The organism is Streptomyces sp. NBC_01077, assembly GCF_045162855.1.
Lineage (GTDB): Bacteria > Actinomycetota > Actinomycetes > Streptomycetales > Streptomycetaceae > Streptomyces.
Genome location: NZ_CP108669.1, coordinates 8,555,127 through 8,572,328 on the forward strand (window position 1 = coordinate 8,555,127; position 17,202 = coordinate 8,572,328).

The 17,202-nt window shown below is 73.6% G+C and carries 11 protein-coding genes; 3 read left to right on the forward strand and 8 right to left on the reverse strand.

What is annotated here, in order from left to right; genetic code table 11:
* Positions 1-2 precede the first annotated feature (2 nt).
* From OG462_RS38465 to OG462_RS38500, 8 genes are all read right to left on the reverse strand, one after another.
* Entirely contained in the window at positions 3-974 is a 972-nt protein-coding gene (locus OG462_RS38465; RefSeq protein WP_406065184.1) for an ABC transporter ATP-binding protein, read from the reverse strand.
* A gap of 85 nt (positions 975-1,059) precedes the next feature.
* The gene (locus tag OG462_RS38470; protein WP_406065186.1) at positions 1,060-2,163 is read right to left on the reverse strand and encodes a peptidase M50; all 1,104 of its coding nucleotides are present in this window, start codon (positions 2,161-2,163) and stop codon (positions 1,060-1,062) included.
* On the reverse strand, positions 2,160-3,434 hold the full coding sequence (locus OG462_RS38475) for a lantibiotic dehydratase C-terminal domain-containing protein (RefSeq protein ID WP_406065188.1): 1,275 nt from the start codon (positions 3,432-3,434) through the stop codon (positions 2,160-2,162). The genes OG462_RS38470 and OG462_RS38475 overlap by 4 nt, the downstream gene beginning before the upstream one ends.
* Positions 3,422-6,199: a lantibiotic dehydratase gene (locus OG462_RS38480; RefSeq protein ID WP_406065189.1), complete on the reverse strand. Its 2,778-nt coding sequence runs from the start codon at positions 6,197-6,199 to the stop codon at positions 3,422-3,424. Before OG462_RS38480 ends, OG462_RS38475 begins: the two co-directional genes overlap by 13 nt.
* Before the next feature lie 12 nt (positions 6,200-6,211).
* The gene (locus OG462_RS38485) at positions 6,212-7,828 is read right to left on the reverse strand and encodes a nitroreductase family protein (protein ID WP_406065190.1); all 1,617 of its coding nucleotides are present in this window, start codon (positions 7,826-7,828) and stop codon (positions 6,212-6,214) included.
* 41 nt (positions 7,829-7,869) lie between these two features.
* Positions 7,870-10,002: a TOMM precursor leader peptide-binding protein gene (locus tag OG462_RS38490; protein ID WP_406066872.1), complete on the reverse strand. Its 2,133-nt coding sequence runs from the start codon at positions 10,000-10,002 to the stop codon at positions 7,870-7,872.
* A 13-nt stretch (positions 10,003-10,015) separates the two neighbouring features.
* Positions 10,016-12,283, reverse strand: coding sequence for a TOMM precursor leader peptide-binding protein (locus OG462_RS38495; protein WP_406065192.1), 2,268 nt, complete (start codon positions 12,281-12,283; stop codon positions 10,016-10,018).
* A 137-nt stretch (positions 12,284-12,420) separates the two neighbouring features.
* Entirely contained in the window at positions 12,421-14,448 is a 2,028-nt protein-coding gene (locus OG462_RS38500) for a BTAD domain-containing putative transcriptional regulator (protein WP_406065194.1), read from the reverse strand.
* Positions 14,449-15,308: 860 nt separating this feature from the next.
* On the opposite strand from OG462_RS38500, the gene OG462_RS38505 reads away from it, so the two are divergent.
* From OG462_RS38505 to OG462_RS38515, 3 genes are all read left to right on the forward strand, one after another.
* Positions 15,309-15,785 carry a hypothetical protein gene (locus OG462_RS38505; protein ID WP_406065196.1) on the forward strand — a complete coding sequence of 159 codons (477 nt, stop codon included), beginning with the start codon at positions 15,309-15,311 and terminating at the stop codon, positions 15,783-15,785.
* A 79-nt stretch (positions 15,786-15,864) separates the two neighbouring features.
* Positions 15,865-16,446 (forward strand): RNA polymerase sigma factor, encoded by a 582-nt coding sequence (locus OG462_RS38510; protein WP_406065197.1) that lies wholly within the window; start codon positions 15,865-15,867, stop codon positions 16,444-16,446.
* Positions 16,447-16,450: 4 nt separating this feature from the next.
* On the forward strand, positions 16,451-17,173 hold the full coding sequence (locus tag OG462_RS38515) for a hypothetical protein (protein ID WP_406065199.1): 723 nt from the start codon (positions 16,451-16,453) through the stop codon (positions 17,171-17,173).
* Positions 17,174-17,202: the final 29 nt, after the last annotated feature.

Below are 17,202 nucleotides of genomic sequence, written 5' to 3' on the forward strand. Positions count from 1 at the left end.
GGTCACAGCTCCGTGGTCTCGGCGTGCGGGTGGGCGGACCGCCCGGCACCGGTGAGGCGGGCGGTCAGGTCGAGGTAGACGTCTTCGAGGCTGGCGGTGCGGGTCTGGACGCCGTCGAGACCGACGAGCTTGTCCACGGCGGAGAGGACCCGACCGGCCGCGTGGGTCTCCAGGACGAGCGAGCCGCCCTCGACGCCGACCCGTTCGACGCCCTCGATGGCCGCCGCCTGTCCCTCGTCGAGGCGGCCCAGGGGAAGCATGAGACGACTCGGGGCCCGCGACGCGCCGACCAGGTTGTGCGGCGAGTCGGTCACGGCGATCCGGCCGTCCACCAGGATGGCGATCCGGTCGCAGAGCGCCTCCGCCTCGTCGAGGTGGTGGGTGGTGTGCACGATGGTGCGCCCCTCCGCCTTCAGACCGCGCAGCACCTCCCACAGGGCGCGGCGCGCCTGCGGGTCGAGTGCGGCCGTCGGCTCGTCGAGGAAGATCAGCTCGGGGCCGTGGACGAGCGCGGAGGCGATCGCGAGCCGCTGCCGCTGGCCGCCGGAGAGGTTCTCGACCTGGACACCGCGCTGCTCGGTGAGGCCCACGGATTCGAGGGTGGCGTCGACGGCGTTCCGGGGTGCTCCGTAGAGCGCGGCGACGGTACGCAGATGCTCGCCCGCGGTCTGCCGTACGAAGAACGCCGAACTCTGGGTCTGTACGCCGAGACGGGGAAGCAACGCGGTGTTGCGGGGCCAGGGCGACTCCCCGAAGACGGCGACCGTGCCCGTGTCGGCGCGGCGCAGTCCCTCCATGATCTCGATCAGGGTGGACTTGCCCGCACCGTTGGGGCCGAGGAGACCGAAGAACTCGCCCCGGTGGATCTCCAGGGAGACGTCGTCCACCGCCTGTCGGTCCCCGTACCGCTTGGAGACTCCCTGGACCTGGACGGCGGGGGTCGGCGAACCGCCCGCGGCGGATGTGGTTGACATGGCCTGTACCTCACTCTGCGGTGCGTGGATCCTTGTGGTCGGGGAGTCGTCGGGGCGGGGAGCGGCGGGCCGGCGCTCACCCGGGTCAGCCGAGCAGGTGGAGCACGAACGTGACGGTGGCCGCCGCGGCGAGGAGGACCAGGACGGTCGAGCCGATCGCGTACCCCGTGTAGATCCGTCGGGCCCGCGTCGAATAGCCCGCCAGGGCCTCGGTCCCGTCGGCGCTCCGGCGCAGAGCCAGATAGGTCCGTGTCTCGGGCGCGAGGTGGGCCGTTCCGAGGAGGTGGCCGAGCATCCGGTACCCGTCGAGCGGCGGCAGGGGTACGAGATTGCTCAGCGCCTGGATCGTGCCGAGCACCAGGAGGCCGGCGAGCGGGGAGTGCTCCGGCGCGTCGACGGGGAGCAGGAACCACCAGAGGCCGAAGGGCAGGAGGAGCATCATGTTGAGGTACGCGCCGGCCCCGGCGATGACCAGCTTGGCCCTCCGGCCCGGCAGGAAGAGGTAGTTGTCGACCGTGCAGTAGAGAAGCGCGGAGGGGAACCACCAGCGAAGGCCGATCTCGGCGACGTGCCCCCCGTACTGCTGGGCGGCGACGCCGTGCGCCAGCTCGTGGAGGGTGATGCTCGCCCAGAGGAACAGGGCGACGCCCGTCAGGGCGAACGGTTGCCGGACCAGTTCGGCCGTGCCGTCGATCAGCTCGCCCGACCGCCACACGAGCGCGCCGACGAGGACGAGGACGGCGGAGAGGAGGGGGAGTTGGACGGTCGGACGGAGGAGGGGACGTACGGTGCGGTGGAGCCGCGCGGTGGTGGCGTCGGCGTCCGCGACCAGGGGCCGGGTGCCACGCCAGAGGGAGTTGGGCCGCCCCGGGGAGGGGGCCGGGGCGGCCGGATCGGGGGCGCCGACGAGGAGGCCCCGCGTGCCGAGGAGGCCGAGGAGCCGGTTCCAGTGCTCCTCGCCGAGCCGGCGGCCGAACTGTTCCGCGTACGCGGGCGCGAGGTCGTCGAGGTTCCGCGTCCCGTCGAGGCGCGAGATGAGGAAGTACTCCTTGACTCCGACCTCGAACGCGGCCCCGGTGACGGGGTGTTTGACGAGGTGCACGGTACGAGGACCGCGCAGGAGGGGCGGACTGAGGAGCACACCCGGCCGGAGGGCGGGGCGATAGGCCCGCGCGGAGGTGGCGGTCACGCGTCCGTCGCCCCGGCGTGCGGGTCCCTGAGGACCTGGCCGAGGACGAAGGACAGATAGGCCTCGTCGCGGATCGTCACGTGCAACCGATTGTTGGTCATGTGCATGTACGGGGAGAGGAGCCGGGGAAGCACCGAGGGCACATGGGTCAGCGGCGCCAACGGGACGGCGTCCGCCGGTTCCGCTCGCACCTGCCCGGTGTCCTCGCGGGCGGGACCCTCGCGGAGCGGGAAGAGGAGCTCACCACGACCGGCCAACTCCTGTATACGGCCCCGTAGTTCCAGACAGTGTTCCGCCCAGCCCCGCAGGAACGAGGGAAGTCGCTCCAGCTCGCCGCTCGCGACCGCGGCCCGGACGGCGGCGAACCGGCGCCCCAGGGCGGGCGCCATCTCCGTGTAGCTGCGCTCGTACTCCTTCGAGCCGATGAACCCGGTCCCGGGGAACGCGCGGTGCCAGAACTCGTAGTAGCCGTCCAGGTAGTCGGCCAGCCGGTCCTCCTCCGGCAGGAAACAGCTCGCCATCACCATCATCAGCTGGGCGGAGGTGCCCAGCAGCACGGTGCGGAGATGGAGGTTCATGGTGCGGAAGGCGTCGACGACCAGCTCGCTGGAGTGGCGGAAGTGCCACTCGGCCAGCTCGACCCCGGCCGGGCCGCCGTACTTGGCGTACTCGGGGGCGTACGGCTCCTCACTGAAGCTGTTGTTCGGCCGCAGCCTCATCCGGCCGTCGTCACCCATGTAGCGCCCCCGGTCCTCCCCCGGGAACTCTATGTCGAACAGGGCGTTGTAGAAGTCCTTGAGGAAGCCGGAGTCGACCTCGTACAGCGCGGGGCGGGCCCTGAGGAAGGCGGTGAGCGCCTCCTCGGCCCGGCGTCTCACCTCGGGAGCCGCCGCCGGGCTCGCGGGGCGCAGCCGCAGCCGCACGTGCGGGCCCTCCAGCCAGTAGTTGATGAAGAAGTGACCCGCGAGCAGACCCTCCTCCGTGAGCCGGGCGACGAGCGGCCGCACGCAGTCCACCAGCAGGGGGCGGGGGCTGGCGGCGTAGAAGACGTGCAGGGCGATCCACGCTCCCGGCTCCTGAGGCGAGGCACCCTCCTGCGGCGAGGCACCCTCCTGTGGCGAGGAGCCCGGATCACCGGTCGTGGGCGTGGGAGCGGAACCGGACGAAGGAGCGAGTCCGGGTGAAGGAGCGAGTCCGGACGAAGGAGCGAGTCCGGGTGAAGGAGCGAGTCCGGGTGAAGGAGCGGGGCGCGGGGAGATCAGTTCCGGCATGTCGGGCCGTCCTCGGTGCGGTGGCGGTAAGTGAAGGTCTCCACGGCCAGTTCGGCCACGTGCCGGCCCTGCGTGGACGTCAGATGCAGCGCGTCCTCGGCAGGGAGCATCTCGCGCAGCGCCACCCCGGTGCCCGCCTCCCGGTCCACCAGGGCGTCGAACGCGGTGAGCGACAGCGGGCTGTCGAAGTCCACGTACACGGGCTTGGCGCCCAGCGCTCGGCGGCCGTCTCGCAGCACCGTGCCGAACACCTGGTCCGGCAGGCCGTGCGCGCGCTGCCAGCGCCGCCACTCCAGGTACCACGACGACTCGTCCGCACCCGGGCGGCGGACCGGCAGTACGGCGGCGTCCGCCGTCCAGCTGCGGCGGCTCAGAACGATGTCGCCGTGGACCACCCGCGGCCTGCGGGTGACGCCGTCGACGGCCGGGCCCTCGGGGACGCCGCCCCACACGTCGGTCGGGGTCATGGAGCTCGGCGACAGGAGCAGCAGGGTGCGGGGGATCTCCGGCAGGGCCACGGGCACGAGGTAGCCGAGGTAGACGGGTACGACCTCGCGGTCGAGCCGGCGCGAGCGCAGGACGAGGCGGTCGGACTCCTCGTCGTGCTCCAGGGAGAGGTCGCCGAGGTCGAGCCTGGCGTCCTCCGGAACCGTGGCCGTCTCGCCGGGGCACACGATCTGGTAGTCCGTCAGCCTGCCGTGCAGATTGAGATTGCTCGTGACGGGTCCACCGGTCAGCTCGGCGAAGACGGCTCCCCGCGGCTGACGGGCGCGCAGCTCGGCGCGCAACCGCTCCGAGAGGCCGGCCCCGTCGGGCGGCGCGGACCCTGTCACCCCGTCGTACACATGGGTGAAACGGCTGAAGGGGAAGGCGAGTCCGCCGTACGAGCGGTTGAGGACCACGCGGGGTCGCGCGTCGCCGCCGGTGGTGGGGAGAGCCACTTGGAGGTGATGGCTCTGCGGTACGAAGTCGCCGACGAGTGAATCGAGTTCACCCGCCACTGCGGTGAGCAGCTGGGAGGGCAGCCGCAGTTCTTCGTCCCCGCCGTGTCGCTCCCACAACGCTCGCATGCCGGTGACGAAGTGGCGCCGGGCTGCGTCCAGACTCCGCAGCGTGGGCTGGCCGAGCCAGTTCTCCTCGGGAACGTACTCCCCGTTCTCGTCGAACGCCGTGCGCTTCGCAGCGAAGGAGACGTACTGGTCGAAGAAGTCCTCGTGGAAGTCGTGCACGAGGCCGAGCAGGTCGTCGCAGCGGCCACCGCGTCCGTGACGGGCCAGGAAGAAGCCGTGCAGGGTGATGCGGTGGGGCAGCGTGAGGTCGAACATCGGCAGGACGCCCTCGATCGCACGCAAGGCCTGTCCTGTGGATCCCGCCAGAAGTCCTGTTCCGCAGACCAGGTCGTCGCCCGCGCTGACGTCCTCGTAGAGGAGCGTTCGTGGCAGTGTGGGCTCCTCGGCTCCCAAGTCGCGCTGGATGTTCAGGAGTTGCTCGCGCAGGCTCCGCAGAAGAGTGCGTCGTTCGGCGAGGCCGGCGGCGGGGTACGCGGTCAGGCAGGCGGCCGGGCCGCCCAGGGCGTCGGCCACGGAGTCGGCCCACGGCGCGGCGAGATCGCGCAGGGCCCGCCGGAAGGACCGCAACGGGTCCGGGCTGTGCACATCGGTGCGCAGGCACGGCACTTGGACCATGCCGAGCTGGAGCAGCGCGGAGGCATAGCGCTCGCACTCGGCAGGGTCGGCGCCGTGCTCGTTCCCGAGCCACTCGACCAGGTCGCGGTGGCGTAGCCCCGTGCGTTCGTCGAGGAACGCGAGCAGGCGTTCCAGGGTGCCGCTGCCACGGAGGTAGAACAGCCGGTCGCGGACGGAGTCGAAGGTGACGGAGGCGTCGTCGTCGCCGCTCGTCACCCACTGCCGCACGTAACGGATCCGGTCCTCGTCACGCCCCCAGCCCGGGGACAGCACGACGGGCAGGTCCTGGCGGCGTACGGGATCGGCGAGGATCAGCTCGGCGAGCCGCCCGAGGGCGACGACGTTGAGGCGTACGTGACCGGTCCACGTCTCCCCGATGCGCAGGTGGGCACCTTCGCCCGCCCCGGCGTCGAAGACCCCGGTCGCGACCGGGGTGAGGGTGCTGAACGGGCTGGTCTTGCACGCCGTGCGGTACAGGTAGGTGAGGGCCGACCGTTCGATCTTGCGCATCCGCCTGCCCGGGTCGGCGCGGGTGTCACCCAGGTAGGCGTCGAGCCGGCCGTCGAGCACCGGTGAGGCCAGGAGCAGACCCCGGCGGAGTGGCTCCCGGGCGAGCGAGGCCCGCAACTCTCCGCGTGCCGCGCCCAGTTCCTCCGCGAGCAGGGCCGGGCCCTCGGCGAGGAGTTCGCCGTACGCGACACGGTCGCCCAGCCAGGCGGAGACGCGGGCGCCGGCCGGCGCGTCGAGTCCGGTCACCAGACGGACGGCCGCCCCCGGGTCCGTGGGCAGCCGGTTGTTGAAGATCTGGCGACGCAGGGCGAGGAGAGCCCGGCGGGCCTCGTCGCCGACCGCGTCGGCGGCCTCGACCAGAGCGTGCAGCGCCTCGCTCACGGCGGAACCGCCGTCGGCGAGGCGTTCCTCGCGGGCCAGGACTTCGTCGGCCCAGGCGCGGGTGCGCGGGCAGCGCAGCCCGTGCACGGTCTCCATGGGCAGCCCGGCGGCCCGGAGCAGGAAGCGTCGGCCCACCTCCCATGCGGCCGGACGCGGGCGTGCCGTGTCGGTGGTGGTCAGGAGTGTCATCGCGGTTCCCCCTCAGGCGATCTCGTGACGGAAGTCGGCGGGGCCGGGACGCTCGTTGCCGAGCGGCATGATCAGCAGGGGCGCCTCGGCGGTGCCCTCGAGGCCGAGCCTCTCGACGAACGACACGTTGTCGAAGCCCAGCGCCACGCCCGCACCGAGCGACAGGGCGGACGCCGCCAGGTAGAACGTCTGCGCGACGGCACCCGCCGTACCGACGGCCAGCCGGTAGCCCCGGTCGCCGACCGCGTCCAGGACGGCCGTCGTCCGCACCGTCGGCACGAGGACGACGCCGGCCTGCTCCAGGTTGTAGTTGGCCAGGAAGTAGTTCTCCTGGAGGAACGCTCCCTGCGGGCCGGGGACGACGAGTGCGAGATCGCCCGCGTCGGGGTCGTAGACGTACGCGCCGGGCGCGATGCCCACGACATGGTTGACGAAGGCGTACAGGCGGACCTGCCGGAGAGTGCCGTCCGGATCCGCCTCCCCACCGAAGGAGGTCGCCGCGCAGGCCGCGAGCACGGAGGACAGCTGACCGGGCGTGACGGGGCCGGCCGCGTCGAAGCGGCCGAAGCTGCTGCGCCGGCTCCGCAGGACGCGGCGCACCGGCACTTCGGGGAACACGGGCGCGGGCAGGGCGACCCGGGTGCCGCCCCCGGGGACGGGCCGGGCGGCCGCCGGGGCGAGCGCTCCGGGCGCGGGCCGGCCGGCGGCGCCGGCCACGGTCGCCGCGTGCATGGCGAGCACCGTGGGGAACGCGATGACGGTTCGGGAGCGCTCGACGTCCCGGTGCCGCACCGCCGGGTCGGGGCCGTCGGCACCCGTCGTCCGCGGTGCGGGGCCGCCGCCCTCCCAGCGCAGGGGCACCACGGCGAAGACGCCCTCCTCCTCGCCGACCGTGCCGAGCAGGCCGTTCAGTCGCGGCTCGTCGAACCACAGGACGGGCGCTGTGCGCAGGCCGTGGGCGGCGGCCCAGATCCGCCACGTCTGCACGAGCGTCCCGACATCGGTGCAGACCACGTGATAGCCGAAGCTGTTGTACTTGAAGGTCGTCTGCCAGTACTTGACGCCGAGGATCAGGTACTGGTCGGTCTCCAGCGCCTCGGTGGGCGCGTCCGGCCCCAGCGCCTCGCGGACCCGGGCCGTCACGTCGCCCGTCAACAGCCGCTGCACGGCGTGTCGGTGGACGTCGTAGGCGTGGATGCCGGGCGTGAGCGGGCCCGACGGACCCGAGGCCCAGTACACGCCGACCGGGTAGAGTCCGCCGCCGCCCGCCGTGCCGCGGGACCAGTTGGCGTGGGTGTGGAACGGCAGCCCGGACAGGTCGCTGTTGGCCTGGATGCCCAGACGGCGGCCGGTCAGTCCGTACGAGTCCTTGAGCATCGCGGACAGCAGGGGGAGCGTGAAGGCGCGGTGCCCACCGGGACTGCCGTCCTTGCCGGTCGGAGGGAGAAGGCCGGCCCACGCGGGCGCGTCGGCCAGGTCGTCCCCGTCGGGCAGGGCGTAGGACTCCACGCCGGGATAGAACTTCCCCCTGCGCGGGCCGTCGGGCCAGTCGGGGACGAAGTCGGCGGGTTCCATCGGAACGCGGCCACGGTGCAGGACGGCATCGGCGTACTCATGGGCGTACCCCATGGGGTCGGCCTCCTTTCGGACGGCGTGCGGGAAGGACGCCGCTACGGGAAGGGATGGGGTGCGGGGTGGAGACCGGCGGGGCCCAGGGCCGCGCGCATCCGGGGCATGTGACGGGCCCGCTGCCGGGTCCAGCCGAAATCGATGGGCAGGAGACCGGGCACCAGGACCTTGACGGTGTGCAGTCCAAGCGCGCGCTGCTCGGGCAGCGTCTGGTCGACCACCACCACGTCGAAGCCGGCGGCCGTCACCGCGCCCACCGCGCGCAGCAGGTCCGCGCGCAGATCCAGGGCCACGGCGGCGCCGTCGGCGTCCGGCCACGCGAGGTCGGCGACGGCCAGTGGCGGGTGGGGATCCGGCTGACGCAGCAGAAAGTCGGCGTGCCGCCCCATCTCCGGGACGCCGTAGAGCAGCGGATGGTCGTGGAGTGTGGTCACCCGGTCGAAGTCGGCGGCCATCGCCCGCAGCCGGGTCTCGTCGCGCCGGGTCCGGCCGACGAGGTTGACGGCGTCGGTGGCGATCTCGCAGAGCGCCGAGTCCAGGGCCGACTCGGGGTCGAGTCCGGCGCCCGCACCGAAGCACATGCGGCCCACGCCGCCGTCGAAGCGCTCGGCGCACGCGGTGACCACCGGGACCGGGAGGTCGGCGCGGGTGTCGAAGAAACGCGCCCGGTAGCCGTACATGGCCAGCCGGTCGACCATGTGCCGGGTGCTCGGCCGGGAGCTGGTCGACGGGTCGATCTCGCGCAGCGGGACCTGCCCGTACCAGGCGCGCAGGAAGGCGTCCCGCTCGATGACCTCCATCAGCCCGAAGTAGACGGCCTCCTCCGCACTGCCACCGGACGCGCACCCGTTGGAGCTCTCCTGCACGAACCGGTTCTCCAGGCCCGGCGCGTGGTAGTACGCCAGGATCTCCGGCACCGCGCGGGGTGCGGCGTCACGCAGGGACCAGCCCCACACCCAGGGGATCTCCCGGTCAGAGGTGAAGGGCCGCACCCGAGGGTTGTCGCGATGGAAGTCGTCCGCGTACAGCCCGGTCTCGCGCGGGTCCACGGCCGTCGGGCCGAGGTCGTCGAGGGACGCCCGGAGACGGGCGGTCCGGGTCCGGGCGCGCATTCCCGCGTAGCGCTCAAGACCTTCGAGGACCCCGATGCGCTGGCTGCGCGCGTAGGTGTCGGCGTGGCCGCCCCAGAACGTCTCGCGCAGGTACTCCCCGGAGCGGGAGGAGAAGCAGCCGACGGTGGCCGACGTGGTGGTCGAGGCGACGTCGCAGACGACGGAGGGGCCGATCGCGCCCCAATGGGGGTTGGCGAACGCGTCCACGGGCAGCCGGTAGTCCTCGATCCGGCGGACCCGGAAGACCCCCGGCCGGTACTTGGGTGCCGGTCGCAGCGTCAGCGCGGCGGCCTCGGCGGTGTCCGCCTCGGGCGTCCCGCAGGAGGGGCATTCGGGGTCGGGTACGAGCGGATGACTCCGTACGGTCATGGTGTCGAGGTCGAGCAGATGGACCCGCGGGTACGCTCCGGGCTCCGGCGCCTTCTCCGACAGCCCCGCGAGCCCCGCGACCAGCGCGGCCACGGCGGTGGCGGCGAAGGGCACGCCGTACGGCCAGTCGCCTGCGGACCGGGTCTCCGACCCGAGCTCAAGACCCTCGCGCAACGGCACGGAACGTACGCCCTGCCAGCGGCGCCGGAGGCAGGTGGCGCAGCCGGCGCCCCCGGTCGCCGCGGGCCACGGACCGACGACGACCTGACGTCCGTAGAGATGCACGGGGAGCGGGTCGCTCGCGGTGGCGGAGGACGCGGGGAGGGCCTCCTGCCCGTCGGACGCGCCCGCGAAGGCGTCGCGGACGCCCAGAGCGTCGACCGTCACGGCCGGCACCGGCCCGCCCGAGACGGCCCCGAGCTCACCGAGCGCCGTGCGCAGGGCGGCGGCGAACCGGCGCGAGGACCCGGCACGCGCGACAGCTCGGGCGGCGGGGCTCGACGGGGGCGCGGCCGTGTCTTTCGGCGGGGTCGCGCCTTCGCTCCCTGATGGAGCCGCGGTCTCGGCGTCCGGCGAGGCCGCTCCTGCGACTCCGGGCGGAGCCGACGGCCCGGCTCCCGTCGCGGCCGCGCCCTGGCCTCTCAGCCGATCCGCCGTCTCCGCTCTCAGCCGGGCCACGGTCTCGGCTCTCAGGCGGGCCACGTTCTCAGCTCTCATCGGGGGCCGTCCGGGTGAGCAGTACGCGGACGGTGTGGATGCCCGCCGTCGGCAGGTCGGCGGCGTGGGTCGGGACGACCAGGGCGTCGCGGCCGGCGGCGGCGAGGCGTTCCAGGACCCGGGTCCACTCCAGGGGAGCGCCCGGCGACCGCGCCCCCTCGTCCCGGGTGACCGGCACGAGGGTCGCGTCCAGGTCCCGCAGCAGCGGGTCGCCCTCGTCGGTGACCACGTCCTCCCCGGCCAGCTGAACCTCCCCCAGGAGATCCCGCACCGCGTCGACGGCGGCCGAGGTCAGGTCCAGGGCGGCGCCGACGGCCCAGCGGCCGGGCCCGGTGTCACCGGCCGCCGTCCTCGCCAGGACGACCGACGCGCCGGAGTAGGCCCGTTCGCCGAGGTCGAGCAACTCGACCCTGAGGCCGAGCAGAGCGGCCGACCGGAGGAGGAACGTCGTCTCGGGGTCTTCGCCGAACACCTCGGGCGCGATCGCGGCGACCTCCCCCGAGCCCGCGACGCCCCGGCGCAGGGCGTCGTGGGCGAGCGCCGAGAGCAGACCGGCGGCCGCCGCCTCCGGCAGGTCCGACCCCGCCCCGGCCCCGGCCCGGGTCGGCTCGAAGCGACGGTCCGCGTTGTCCGGGCCGAAGGGACGCACGGCGCCGGTGGGAACCCGTACGACCTCCTTGGTGAGGAGCGAGGTGGCCGGGGTCCAGGCGGTCGTACCGCCGGCGCCGCCCGTTCCCGACGCGATGGTGAGGCTGTCGGGGGCGACCGCCGTCAGGGCGTCCAGCGGCCCCGTGAAGGCGGCGGCCGGGACCACGTGTTCGGCGTAGACAGCCGCCGCCGCGTTCAGCGCCCGCAGCCGGGCTCCGGCGGTGTGGTGCACGTCGAAGGCCGTGATCGTACGGGCGCCCCGCGCACCCAGACCGAGGACGACCGAGCCCACCTTGAGAGGTGTCTGGGTCAGCGGCTCGTCGGCGTAGGACGTGAAGACCCCGGTGAACGGACGGACGAGCGCAGAGAGCCGCTCCAGTTCGGCGAGGGGCCCCTGGGCGGCGTCGTCGTCCGGGGCGGTGGCGACCGTCGGCAGAAACGCGGGACGCGCCGGTGCCGAGGCCAGGTCGACCGGCTCGGGCAGGCCCACGGAGGACGAGCAGAACGGACAGCGCGGGTGGGCGAGCAGCGGCTCCGACGCGACGTCGAAGCTCGCCATGGACTGGACGAGCACCCGGTCCCGGGTCTCGGCCGGCAGGGCCCCGGTGACCAGGCGGAACACCTCGTACCCGAGCAGGTTTCCGAGCATCGCCGCGAGCGGCCCGGCCGGCCGGGGCCCGGGCGTGCCGGTGCCGAGGGCGAGACCGCTCCACAGTTCGGCGGCGTCCGAGGCGGCCGTACCACCGGCCGCACCGAGCCGGAGCGCGGCGCAGGACCAGCAGGACGCCGACTCGGGGGTCATGGCCGGGCCGACGACGGCCGAGCCGCCGAACGTCCAGGCGGGCAGGAGGGTACGGCCCTGCGGAACGCCCTCCCGCAACAGCGGCAGCACCACCTCCGGTACGTCGGACCCCGAGGCGGCCACCACCACGTCGTACCCCTTGTAGGCAGACCAGGCCTCCCGGTCCCGGCTCCGGCCCCCGCCCGCGTCCCGCCCCGGCAGCAGGGACAGTTCGACGGGGCAGCCCTCCTCGGCGAGCGCGGCGGCCTCTCCGCGGACGGCCGCGAACTCCTCCGCCGTCACACCCGCGGTGCCGTCGGCGAGGGAGCGGTCGATGCCGACGGCGGCGCAGCCGTTGCGGATGAGGGAGAGCACGCACCAGCGGGCCACCGGACCGTCGCCGAGGACCGCGACCCGGGTCGCCCGGAAGCGTGCGAAGCGGGTGTCGGCGGCGTCGGCGTAGTGGTCGATGTACGCGATCTGCGGGGCGAAACGGGCCGCGACGGCCGGTGGGGACACGGACGCGCCGGGCGTCTCCTCCGGCGCCGGCACGGGACGGGCGAAGCCGCGCCCGTACAGCGCCTGCACCAGCTCGCCCACCATGGCCTTCTGGGTGTCGCCGAATCCCGCGCATATCTCCTCGACCGCTCTGCTGCCGTCCAGGTACGGCATGAGGAGTGTGGCGAAGCGGTAGCCGGACTTGGCGGTGAGCTGGAACCCGCCGTCGGCGTTGTGGAAGATCACGCCGTTCGGGGTCTGGGTGAACAGGACATCTCGGTGGACTCGGGGCCGGGTTCCGGCGATCTCCGCGTACGACGTAAGGGTCATGCGTGCGTCACACCTCTCGTTGCGGGGTGGCGAGATGAAGCCCGGGGTGGTGGGCCGACTGCGTTGCTCGGGATGTCGTGGCGCGCGCGGGTTCACGCGGGTGGGACGCCGGTCCTGCGGGTGGACGAGCCCTGCCGTCACGTCAGGGCGGCCGGCCTGACGCCGTCCAGCTGCGGGAACTCCCCGTGCCGGGGCGGGCGCAGGAGGCCCGGGGCGTGGCCCGAGGAGGAGCCCGCCGCGCGGCGCGCGTGCGCCCGCAGCAGGTCGTGGGTCCAGAAGGCGCCGGGCTGCCCCTCCTCCAGGAGACCGGCGTCGAGGAGCCGCTCGATGACCTGTTCCGCCGCGTCCTCCGGAAGGCCGAGGAGGGCGGCGCCCCCGGCGGTGGTGAGCGGATCGTGGGGCGACGCGGCCAGGCGCAGATGGGCCTCGGCGAGTGCCGGGGGGAGCCGCGTGAGGGCCTCGTCCAGCCGCTGCGGCACGGACATCCGAGGATCGTCGGCCAGGCTGAGCCGGCCGACGGGGTCGTGCCGGAGCCAGTCGGCGTAGTCGGCGAGGCGCAGCCGGGGCCGGGTGAGCAGCCGGGCGGCGGCGATCCGCAGGGCGAGCGGATGGTGGCCGCAGGCGGTCGCGAGAGGCAGCGCCGCGGTGGGCTCGGCGGCGATCCGTTCCCGGCCGAGGACGGCGGTGAGCAGCGCCTGCGACTGCTCCGGGTCGAGGGCGCCGAGACGGTGCACGGTGCCGCCGTGGGTGGCGACGAGGGCGGCGAGCCCCCGCCGGCTCGTGACGATCGCCGCGCCGCAGGCGTGCGCGGTCAGCAGGGGGCGCACCTGATCGGGGTGGACGACGTCGTCCAGGACGAGGAGGGCGCGGCCCCGGCCCTCCCCGGGGCCGGCGGGCAGCGCGCGCCGGAGTTCGTCGGCGGCCTCCTCCGCCGGGCGGGGGCTGCCGTCCGGACGGGTCAGCGGCACCAGGAGGCAGCCGCCGGGAAAGTGACCGCTCACCAGGTGGGCGACGTGCAGCGCGAGGGCGGTCTTGCCGATGCCGGGCGCTCCGGAGAGGACGGCGAACGGAGCCCGATCGGAGCTGCCACCGAGTCCCGCGGTCGTCAACAGTCCTACCAGGGAGTCGACTTCGTGCTCCCGTCCGGTGAAGCCGGGAACGGTCGGAATCGGCGGGGGTGGGGGCGGGGGCGGGAGCGGACCGGCGGGGACGCCACGCTCGTCGGAGCTCTGAGGGTCCTGAGGCCCCTCAGGGCCGTGACGGCCGTGGGCCGCGGTCTGTCCCGTCGGCGCGGGGGCGAGGCCGGGCGCGGGGGCGGGAGCCGGGGCCGGGGGCGGTACGGCCGTGACCGTGACCGGGGTTGCTGACGGTACGACCGTGACCGGGGCCGTCGCCAGCGTGACCCGGCCCCGCGCCACGTCGGCGGGCCCGAGGTCCTCACCCCGCAGGATCGCCAGTTCCAGACGCTGGAGTTCGGCCCGCGGATCCACGCCGAGCCGCTCCCGCAGATGGCCCTTGACCCTGCGGTACTCCGCCAGGGCCTCGGTCTGACGGCCCGTCCGGTACAGCGCCGCGATCAGCTGCTCGGCGAACCGCTCGTGGGCCGGGTATACGCGCGTAACCTCCCAAAGATCAACGAGGGCTTCGCGACATCGGTCGTGCTCCAGCTCGATGTCGCAGACGCGTTCGAGAGCCCTCAGGCGCTCCTCCGTGAGGCGGGGCACCTCGTCCCGGTGCAGCAGGTCGGAGGGGACGTTGGAGAGCAGGCCCCCCTGCCACAGGGCGAGCGCGCTGCGCAGCGTGTACAGCTCGGAGTCGTTCCCGGACGCGGCGGCCTGCTCGACGAGCCGGCGGAAGTGGAGCAGGTCGAGCGTCTCGGCGTCGGCGTCGATGCGGTAGCCGCCGGCCACCGCGACGACGGCCTGGTTCTCGATGCCGTACTTGGCGAAGAGCCGCCGCAACCGCAGGACACAGCTCTGCAGAGCGGTCTTGGCCGTCGTGGGGTGTTCCTCGCCCCAGACGATGTCGCGCAGGCGGTCGGTGGAGACGATGGAACCCGGCCGGATGAGCAGTGCGGCGAGCAGCGCCGTCGGCTTGGAGGGCGGGAGCATCACGACGTCCCGCCCGTCGGTGACGCTCAGGGGCCCCAGCAGTTGGAATCGCACCGTCGTGTTCGCCTTCCTCGTCCGCTTGTGCCAGGCGGGACTTTCCGGACACTGCCTAGGGTCGGCCGGAGTCGTACGGCCGAGGGCGGGAGGTCGGGGGCCGGGCGGGTGCAGCGGGCATGGCGAACCACCGGGGAAGGCAGAGGGAAAGGCGCGAGGGGGGTGCGAGGGAGGTGCGACGCGCTGGGCGGCTGCGGCCGCCGGAGCGGCCTGGGTGGGGGCGCGAACGTGGGCGACCCCGGTCGGCGTCAGGGTCAGGAGGAAGGTACAGCGGTGCTGCCGGGGAGGGGACGGGGCGCGAGCCCTTCCGGACATCTGCCGGTGCGTGGTTGACGGTGCGGTGTGGGGCGTGCAGCGGAGTGCGGGTGAGGAGGTTGAGGGGAGGGGGTGATGAGGTCATGACACCCTCCGTCCGCTATCCGGACGACCGTCGGGAACGAGCCGTCGCCCTCGGAAGATCGTCCATGACGCACGGCCCAGGCAAAGAATGGCCGTTTTCCGATCGCCCGACATGCGCCTCGGTGGCCATGGGGGGCAATGGCCCTGGCGAGCGTGCGAGCCCGGGGAATCCCCGCGTCCGCCCCTCCGCCCGGCGTGCGGCCGTGACCAGCGTGAACGACGCATCTCGCCGGGACGTCCCGTGAGCGAACGGTGGATGAGCCGAGAAGCGTCGTCGAAGGGGGCACCCGGACCGTCACCGGGCGCGAGGTGGACCTGGTGGGTTCCGGCCAACCGGACGAAAGTGCGTGTCCGATGGCCCTGTGATCAGCGTCACCCGCTCCCGCCGTGATGTTTCCGGCCCCGCTCGCGCTTGATCATCCGGCGAATCACGCCGCTTCGAAGGGGAAGGGTGATCACGTATGGACCGCGAAAACCTGACGCTGTCCGCGGCCGACATGGGGCGTCACGCAGCCGAGTTCGTGGGGCGTGCCACCGCCAGGGCGCGGCTGCCGCTGGACTACACCGCGGCGAGCCTGCGCGTCGTCGACCGGCTCATCGACGGGCTGCGGCAAGGGGGTGCGGGACGCGAGGACATGTCCGGGCCGCTGCTCGGCATCGGTGCCTACGTGGGCGAGGTGCTCGTACGTGAGGCGGGGGCGGTCTGGGTGGACATCCCCCCGGAGCACCTGCTCCGTTCCGTCTTCGCCCACCCCGTCGGCTCGCGGATGCCGGACGGCCGGATGTGGAACCCGCTCGGCCGGACCGTGAACCGCTTCGAGAGAGGGCCGCAGGAATCCCTGCAGACCTACTTCCTCACCCTGCACGGGCGGCGGCCGCCGCGCACGCGCAGACGGAGGGTCTGGGCACCCGACGGCCTGACGGCGGGGATGTGCTGACGGTCTGACAGGATGACTGTATTCCGGTACACGGCGGCAACCGGAGGTTCGTGAAAGTACGGGTTGTGAAGAGGATCGTGTGGACGAGGGGACGGGGCACTCGCCCACCACGGCACGCGACTTGGAACTCGGCTCGGCCGTCGCGCGGGCCCAGGAGGGCGACGAGGAAGCGTTCGCATACGCGTACCGGGCCGTCTACCCGGGGCTGCTCGGCTATCTGAGGGGCATCGTCGGCGAGGACGCCGAGGACGTGGCCTCCGAGGCGTGGCTGGAGATCGCCCGCGACCTCGGCAGGTTCCGCGGCGACGGCGGGGGCTTCCGCGGCTGGACCGCGACCATAGCCCGGCACCGGGCACTCGACCATCTGCGGAGGGTACGGTCTCGCCCCCGGCCCGCCCTGCTCGAACAGGACGTGCTCGAACTGCCCGCCACCGCCGACACCGCGGGAGACGTCCTGGAGGCCCTCTCCACGGAACAGGCGCTCGCGCTGGTCATGGGGCTGCCACGGGAGCAGGCCGAAGCCGTGCTGCTCCGGGTCGTCGTCGGTCTCGATGGGCCGACGGCAGCCCGGGTCCTGGGCAAACGCCCCGGTGCGGTACGGTCCGCCGCGCACCGGGGACTGAAGCGGCTGGCGCGGGAACTCAAGGGAACAGGGAGGTGACGGGATGTCCGACGAGCATCGGTACGAAGACCTGGAAAGGTCTCTGCGGGCCGCGCTGCGCGGCGGCCGGGAAGCGGCGAGCGGGGCCACCACGGGCGGTGCCACCACGAGCGGCGCCACCATGAGCGCGAAGGCCGGGGAAGCAGCCGGTGGTGGGGCCGAGGCGCAGGCCCTCGCCGCCTTCCGGGCCGCCCGCGACACCGGCCTGCACGTGTCCCCGGGAAGGCGCCGCGCACGCCGCCGTGACGACTGGACTCCCGGCGCCGCGCACCGACTTCGCCGGCGCTCCCTGAGGACGGCCCTCGCCGCCCTGCTCGCGAGCGTGACGCTGGGCGGAGTGGCCATCGCCGCCGTGGATCTGCCCAGCCCTTTCGCGGACGATCCGGCGCCCGCCCCGACGACCCCTGTCCCCGGGCTCGACGGGACCGTCGCCCCGCCGGACGGTCCGGCGACCGTGCCCGGCACGACGTCCGCACCCGTGAGCCCGGCAACGCGGCCCACTGCGCCCTCGGGCCAGGGAAGGGGCAGGGAGAACGGAAAGAGGAACGGAACCGGGAACGGGTCGGACAACGGAGTGAAGAACGGCATGAAGAAGGGGCTGAAGAACGGACCGGCGAGCGGATCCGGGAGCGGACCGGGGAAGGCCGCGAACGCCGCCCCGAACGCCGCCCCGAAGGGCGCGCCGACGAAGGGTCCGAAGAACGACGCAGGCCGCTACAAGCCGTGATGCACTGGCACTGCCGCCCGCCCCGAGCC

Coding starts and splice junctions, on each gene's coding strand:
- OG462_RS38505 (WP_406065196.1), top strand. CDS start 15,309: ATGGACCGCGAAAACCTGACGCTGTCCGCGGCCGACATGGGGCGTCAC.
- OG462_RS38465 (WP_406065184.1), bottom strand. CDS start 974: ATGTCAACCACATCCGCCGCGGGCGGTTCGCCGACCCCCGCCGTCCAG.
- OG462_RS38515 (WP_406065199.1), top strand. CDS start 16,451: ATGTCCGACGAGCATCGGTACGAAGACCTGGAAAGGTCTCTGCGGGCC.
- OG462_RS38475 (WP_406065188.1), bottom strand. CDS start 3,434: ATGCCGGAACTGATCTCCCCGCGCCCCGCTCCTTCACCCGGACTCGCT.
- OG462_RS38495 (WP_406065192.1), bottom strand. CDS start 12,283: ATGACCCTTACGTCGTACGCGGAGATCGCCGGAACCCGGCCCCGAGTC.
- OG462_RS38480 (WP_406065189.1), bottom strand. CDS start 6,199: ATGACACTCCTGACCACCACCGACACGGCACGCCCGCGTCCGGCCGCA.
- OG462_RS38485 (WP_406065190.1), bottom strand. CDS start 7,828: ATGGGGTACGCCCATGAGTACGCCGATGCCGTCCTGCACCGTGGCCGC.